The 6,816-nt window shown below is 35.0% G+C and carries 5 protein-coding genes; all 5 read right to left on the reverse strand.

Annotation, left to right across the window (positions count from 1 at the left end):
* The coding region (locus AC3AX0_RS04910) for an MATE family efflux transporter (protein ID WP_487549191.1) at positions 1–1,306 on the reverse strand (1,306 nt) is incomplete at its 3' end.
* Positions 1,307–1,352: 46 nt separating this feature from the next.
* Positions 1,353–1,844: a prolyl-tRNA synthetase associated domain-containing protein gene (locus AC3AX0_RS04915; protein WP_487549192.1), complete on the reverse strand. Its 492-nt coding sequence runs from the start codon at positions 1,842–1,844 to the stop codon at positions 1,353–1,355.
* A gap of 196 nt (positions 1,845–2,040) precedes the next feature.
* Entirely contained in the window at positions 2,041–2,691 is a 651-nt protein-coding gene (locus AC3AX0_RS04920) for a CBS domain-containing protein (protein ID WP_487549193.1), read from the reverse strand.
* The gene (locus tag AC3AX0_RS04925; protein ID WP_487549194.1) at positions 2,652–3,125 is read right to left on the reverse strand and encodes a M50 family metallopeptidase; all 474 of its coding nucleotides are present in this window, start codon (positions 3,123–3,125) and stop codon (positions 2,652–2,654) included. Before AC3AX0_RS04925 ends, AC3AX0_RS04920 begins: the two co-directional genes overlap by 40 nt.
* 216 nt (positions 3,126–3,341) lie before the next feature.
* Entirely contained in the window at positions 3,342–6,713 is a 3,372-nt protein-coding gene (locus tag AC3AX0_RS04930) for an AAA family ATPase (RefSeq protein ID WP_487549195.1), read from the reverse strand.
* Positions 6,714–6,816: the final 103 nt, after the last annotated feature.

Here is a 6,816-nt window from a genome sequence, read left to right on the forward strand (position 1 = left end):
TCTTTTCGTATACAACTATTATGATGAACACAAGAGTTTCAGTTGCAGGTATTGTCATCCATACACCGTCGGTACCAAAGAATTTAGGTAAAATGTATAAAAACGAAAGAACAATGACAAATCCTCTCAAAATTGTCAGAACAGTAGGTATTATTGGCTTTTCAATTGCCTGATAATACATTATTACAGCCATGTTGAATCCAAGGAATATGAAATTAAAAAAGTATATCACTACTCCTCTAGATGCAAGCTTTACAACTTCTTCCTGATCCCTTATGAAAAGCCTTACCATTTCTTCATTAAAGAAGATTCCTATAATGAAAAAAACAACTCCCATTACTATAGAAATTTTCAAAACAAGTGAAATGGACTCTTTTACTCTCTCTTTCAACCCTGCTCCGTGGTTGTAACTTATTACAGGTTGCATAGATACGGACAATCCCCAAAAGAGAAGCATCATTACTGGATAAATATAATTTATTACCCCATAGGCCGCAACTCCGTTTTCTCCTGCAAGGTTTACCATTGTGATATTATGATACATTGTCATGACGGAAATACCCATTTCAGTTATAAAAGAAGGCACTCCTATTTTCGCTATATTTGCAACAACTTTCAACCTCAATCTAGTTTTTACAAAGCCAAGCTTGCTTTTGTCGCTTTTAAAATAATACACCAGCATAAGAAGGGATACAATATTTCCTATTCCAGTTGCAGCGGCTGCTCCCGTAAGTCCCCAACCCATCTTAAAAATTGCAATATAATCAAATACTCCATTGATAACAGCTCCCACAACAGTGCAAATCATGCCAAATTTGGGCGAACCGTCGGCCCTCACCATTGTATTCATTACATTTCCAAGCATATACACTGGTGTAAATAATATGATTACGAAGAAATATTCGTTTACTGATTCAATCATTGCTTTATTTGCTCCAAGAAGTATAGCCAGTTCATTCCTGAAGATCAGGGTGAGGATAGTCATGACCACACCTATTAAAATTACCACTGCTACGGAACTTGTGAAAATTTCCTTTGCCTTATTGAAATTGTTCCTTGAGTATTCAATTGAAACAAGGGTTGCTCCACCGATTCCAAACATAAGACCTATTGCAGTATACACTGTGAAAAAGGGTACAACAATATTAACAGCAGCTACTCCTACACTGCCTATTCCTCTTCCAATGAATATGCCGTCTATGGTTATATGGACTGCAACCACAAGCATGCCAAATACGGTAGGTATGAAATACTTGTACAACAATTTTGATATCTTTTCTGTTCTCAATTCTTCGATTCTGTTCATTAAATACTCCTACAGCTTTGCCATTTCTCCAATTGTGAATTTCATTTTATATTATGATTTCTTTGATGTCATTTCCACAGTTTTTCAGATATTTTTGGAAATCGTTTATACTCATATTAAGAGTTGCTGTATTAACATTTGGATGGAAATTAACGTATTCACTATCCAAAACATCCTTATCAATAATTACTCTTACCTCATTTTCCACATCATTGATAACTCCAAAGACTGAAACTGAACCAGGTGTAAGCCCAAGGTATTTCATCATCCTCTGTTCCGATGCAAAGCTTAGATTTGATTCTCCAACTTTCGCACCTATATTCTTGATGTTGACTTCTTTTCTTTCATCAAAGATCACAAGATAATGCCTCTTGCCTTTCTTATTTCTAAAAAAAAGATTCTTACAGTGCATACCCTTCATGTCTCCCGTATATTCGGTTGCTCCCTCGCAGGTAAATACGGCAGGATGTTCCCTTTTTTCATATTCTATTCCAAGATTATCCAGGTAATCATATACAGCTTTTTCTCTAGCTTCCATTTATATCTCCATTTCTATTTTTATTTTTTATTAATATTCTCAATTTTATTTCACATACAATTTTAGCACCCTTAAGACCTTATGTCCATGTAAATAAGCTATTCTGGACATTATAAAAGGAAGGCATTTTTTAACCTTCCCGTTTTTGAGTTTACACTATTCTGAATATTGAATCATAATGAATAAATCATTCATCCTATTTGTGCAGTTCTGAATAAACCCTTATATAGTTGAGGATGTCTGTTCTTGAGATTATTCCTATAAGCTTGCCATCTTCTATTACTACCATTCTTCCTATCTGGTTGGCGAAAAGCTTCTTCATGGCCGATATTACAGTATCATCAGGAGCAGCAATAAGATCCTCTCTCAAAAGTTCCGTAATTGTTCCTACTGAAGTCTGGTTCCATAAATCCCTGTTGATTTTCTTAATGCTTTCTATTGTAACAAGACCAAGGACGCTCTCATCTTTAACAACTGGAAAGCATATATATTTATATTTATAGAAATAATTTTCAACAAGGTCTTCTACAGAGGTAAAGTAGTTTACAACTATCAGTTCCTTTGTCATGAATTCCCTTACATGAATCTTTGTAAATAAATCATTCATCATCATATTCTGATAGCTTGACTGAGACAGTTGTTTAATGAACCACCCTATGAATACAAACCACAATCCATTGAGTACATTTCCTGAAAACGCCCAGTACAGTCCAACGAATATGAGAAAGTATCCGAAAAGGTCACCCATTGAGGAAGCTATTTTTGTTGCAAACTGAAGACTTCCTTTGTAATACCAGATGATTGCCCTCAAGACTCTTCCACCATCAAGAGGATAACCGGGAAGCATATTAAAAACACCAAGTATATTTCTGGAACACCCATGCTCAGTAAAAGTTTCGCTATAATAGAATACACTACAAAAAGAACAAGACTCATGGCTGGTCCTGCAATGGCTATTTTCATCTCCTTAATGGGATCATCGGGTTCTTCTTCAATTTGAGCCAATCCTCCAAAGATAAAGAGAGTTATGCTGCTTACCTTTATTCCAAGGCTTATTGAAACTACCGAATGGGACAATTCATGTAGTAGTATGGATATAAACATAAGAACTGCTATAAATCCACTGAGAATCCAGTATACAATAGGATTCATTCCTGAATAGAGACTAGGGAAATAACTTGTAGCCATCATAAAGGTGATAAGTGAAAATATAACTATCCAACTAATATTAATTTCAATTCTTATTCCCTTAATTTTCCCAAGAGACATTGAACCTTTCATAAACATCCTCCTCTTGTATTATTTTCTTACATCATTAGGATGAAACATCAGCAAATTTAAAACAACCGACCTAAAGAAATGGTCGGTTGCACTATAAACTTATGTTGTAGTTTCAATTATCAGTATGTGTTCTAGTGGAACTGACCCAGTTAAGTCAAAATCCAAGCTTATGCCTTTCTTTAATTATAATTTTTTCTATCAACAAATGCAAATTTTTTATGAATTTTTCCTAACAAACATGTCTCTTCCCTTCTGGATATCAGCTACGATTAATGAATTGATTTCATCTTCCTTAAGCTTGCTGTCATAAACTCTGACACTCTGCACTCTTACAATATTGTCTATAAGCTGTTTTGCCATAAGACCGTTTTTAAGGACGATATTGCTGTTTGACTGTATTTCACATATAATTTCAGTCAATTCACTCTTACAGTCTAACTCCAAAGCATATCCCTTTTCTTCAAATATTTTCACTACAAGGTCAAAAAGGTTTCTTTCGCTGTATTCTTCAAAATTTACCATTACAGGAATCCTGTAACCCAAAGCAGGATATTTTTTCATCATCTCCTTAAGTGATTTTTCCTCACCTTCAATTACTAGAATAAGCCTGTTCCTATTCTTATCAATGAATTTAATGAGATCAACCACTATAGCATCTGCATTTCTTTCATGAACTAAAAGATCTGCCTTATAAATGAAGATGACTTTTCCAATGCCCTTGTTTAATATGTCTTCAAGGGTTTTTCCAGCCTCCATAAAACTCATAATTTCATTTTTGTGAAGTTCGTAGGGAAGCTTTGTCTTAACCGCTCCAATGCTGAACATCATCTCTGACAAGGTATCAAGAACTATACCCTTTCCTGTTCCCATGCCCCCTGAAAACATGAAATTTTTATATTTGTTTATGTCTGAATCAATGTTGAACCTTTTCCTTTTTTCATTTATTATAAAGAGCTTATACTGCTCCCTCAAAAATTCCTTGGCATTTTCATTGCCTGATATTCCTTCCAGCTTCTCCTCAAGATTAAAGCTACTATCCTTTTCAGTTGAAACAAGTTTCATTACATCCTTTGAAATAATATTGTTCATTTCATATGCACTTATAACATCATCAGCAATCCTTCCACTTTGGATTCTTATAAGGTTTTCAACATGGTTTCTTACCATTCTGGCATTGCCTGCTTGTACATCACCGTTCTCATATATGTCAACAAAGCTTCTTTTAAGTTCCTTTTTAGCATTTGGTGACAGTGTAAATCCCTTTGACTGAAGAAGTCTAACAGCGATTCCCATTAACTCACCAGGATTGTAGTCCTCAAAATTCGTCCATAGAGGAAATCTGGATCTCAACCCTATATTTACATCAAAGAAATCCTCCATCTCTTCACTATAACCGGCTAGTATAACAATTACTTCTTTTGAATAGTCTTCTATAAGCTTAAGGAGTGTTTCAATTGCTTCTCTTCCCAAGGAATCAGATGCAAGTGCATACGCTTCATCAATAAAGAGTATTCCACCAATTGCCTTCCTGAATGTCTTCTCTGTCTTGGCAGGAGTTTCACCCATTTTTTCTGATACAAAACTTGCCCTGTCTGTCTCTATCAGCTGACCTCCCTTTAAGAAACCCATGCTGTTTAGCATTTCGGCCACAAGCCTTGCAATGCTAGTTTTTCCCGTTCCAGGATTTCCTGCAAATACCATATTTAGATTCTGCTCTATTTCAGTCTCAACTCCAACAGATTTCCTTTTTTCCTGTGCTTTAAGCAATCTGAACTGGTCTCTAAGAAGACCTTTCACCTCATTAAGACCTATGATGTTTTCAAGTTTCTTTTCAAGGTCAAATTGAACTTTTGCGTTAAAGTTAAAATTCGACCTGTATAGGACATCTATCTGTCTTACGGGGTCCTGCAGATATTTCTTGGAAGCATCCATTATTGCATTTTCAATTATATTTCTTACAAACCTTGCGTTTCCAAGACCATTTTTCTCAATTATCTGATTCCTTGTAAATAAATCTATAAGTTCATTTCTCACGTTTTCAGCTATGAAATATCCCTTTTGACCTGCAATCTGCACTGCTATGTCATACATCTCCTCAGGTGTATAGTCTCTGAAATGAACTGTGTTTTGAAACCTGGACTTAAGACCCTGATTGATTTTGAAAAGCTTCTCCATTTCAAGTTCATATCCTGCAAGAATAACAACAAGATTCCCTCTGTTGTTTTCCATGGCCGTAAGAAGAGTATCTATTATTTCTCTTCCTTCTTTGTCGTTTTCATCTTCAAGCAGTGAATATGCCTCGTCTATGAACAATACTCCTCCATAGGCTGATTCTATTAGGTTGTTTGTAGTTTCCAGTACATCTCCATGCTCACCTGGAACAAAATCTGATTTGCTCACTTCCCGGAAAACATTTCTAGAAAGAAGTCCAAGTGCATTCAAATAGTCATAAGTAATTCTGGCTGCATTAGTCTTGCCGCTTCCTGCATTTCCCAGAAAAACCATGTTGAAAGACATTTTGACAGTTTCCATACCAAGCCTCTCTCTGATTTTTTGAACCTTGAAGTTATTATCAATGTTTGAGATATATTCCTTGAAATCCTTCATTCCAACAAGAGATTCAAGCCTATGTTTTACCTCATCAAGAGAAGGACTTGCATATTCCTTCAATTTATATATGCTGTCATTTATTTTAGCGTATATTTTATCTTCTTCAACATATAGAAGTATTCTCCCTTGCTTATCTGCTCCAGCACTTTCAAGGATATTTCTTAGAGGCTTTCCAATTTTGAACCTTACATAATCCATGAAAGTGAAATTTTCATCTTCATGGAATTCATTTATATGCTGTACTATGCCATGTTCCGTATCTGTTTTTTCACTGTGCTTGTTTCTGAATGTAATGTCCATGTTGTATTCAAGTTCAAGTTCCTTTAACACCTTTAATACAACCTTTTTAATAAGTACAGTTTTTTCATCCCCAGTGAGGTTTCTTGTGAACAAAACCTTATCCCTGTTTGGTATATTGTTTTCAATAAAGTCATTGCAGTCACTGTTGATTTTCCTATTGTATACAAACATGATATGCTTGTCCCCGCAGTTCAATGAATCTATAGCATTTTCATCATCTGCCGATTCAATTAATATCTTGTTTTTCATGGAGTAAGATTTTAAAAGTTTAATCTTTCCACCCGGCTTAATTTTTGATATGAGTTCCAACATTTCTTTACTGGCCTTCTCTAAATTGGAAAATATCAAGCCATCGGAGTCACTGTTCATGGCCTCATTCAAGTCAGTAAGAAATGAATTGTATCCAAAAACAAAATCATAGGAACCAAGGTTTACTACATCTATTTGACCATTTTCCAAAATACCTTTTTCCTTTAGCTCACTAAATACATATCTGAGGCTCATTTTCTTAAAGGTATTTGCATCACCTGCAATAAGAAGAATTCCACGTTTATCCTTTATAACCTTTTTTTCAAAGTATCTGCACAATTCATTGAAATGACTGTCCTGTCCTATAAATTCCCTCTTTAATCCTTCTTCAATTTCATTGAAAATTTTTCTTGTGATTTCAGGTTTCATATACTTCACATCCTTTTGAATAATAATGTTTAAAAGTATATCATATACAGGCGTCATTTCAAGATATAGTTATGCGCATTTAATGCCGTGACAGCAGCGAAAA

It is taken from the genome of Dethiosulfatibacter sp. (genome assembly GCF_983023055.1).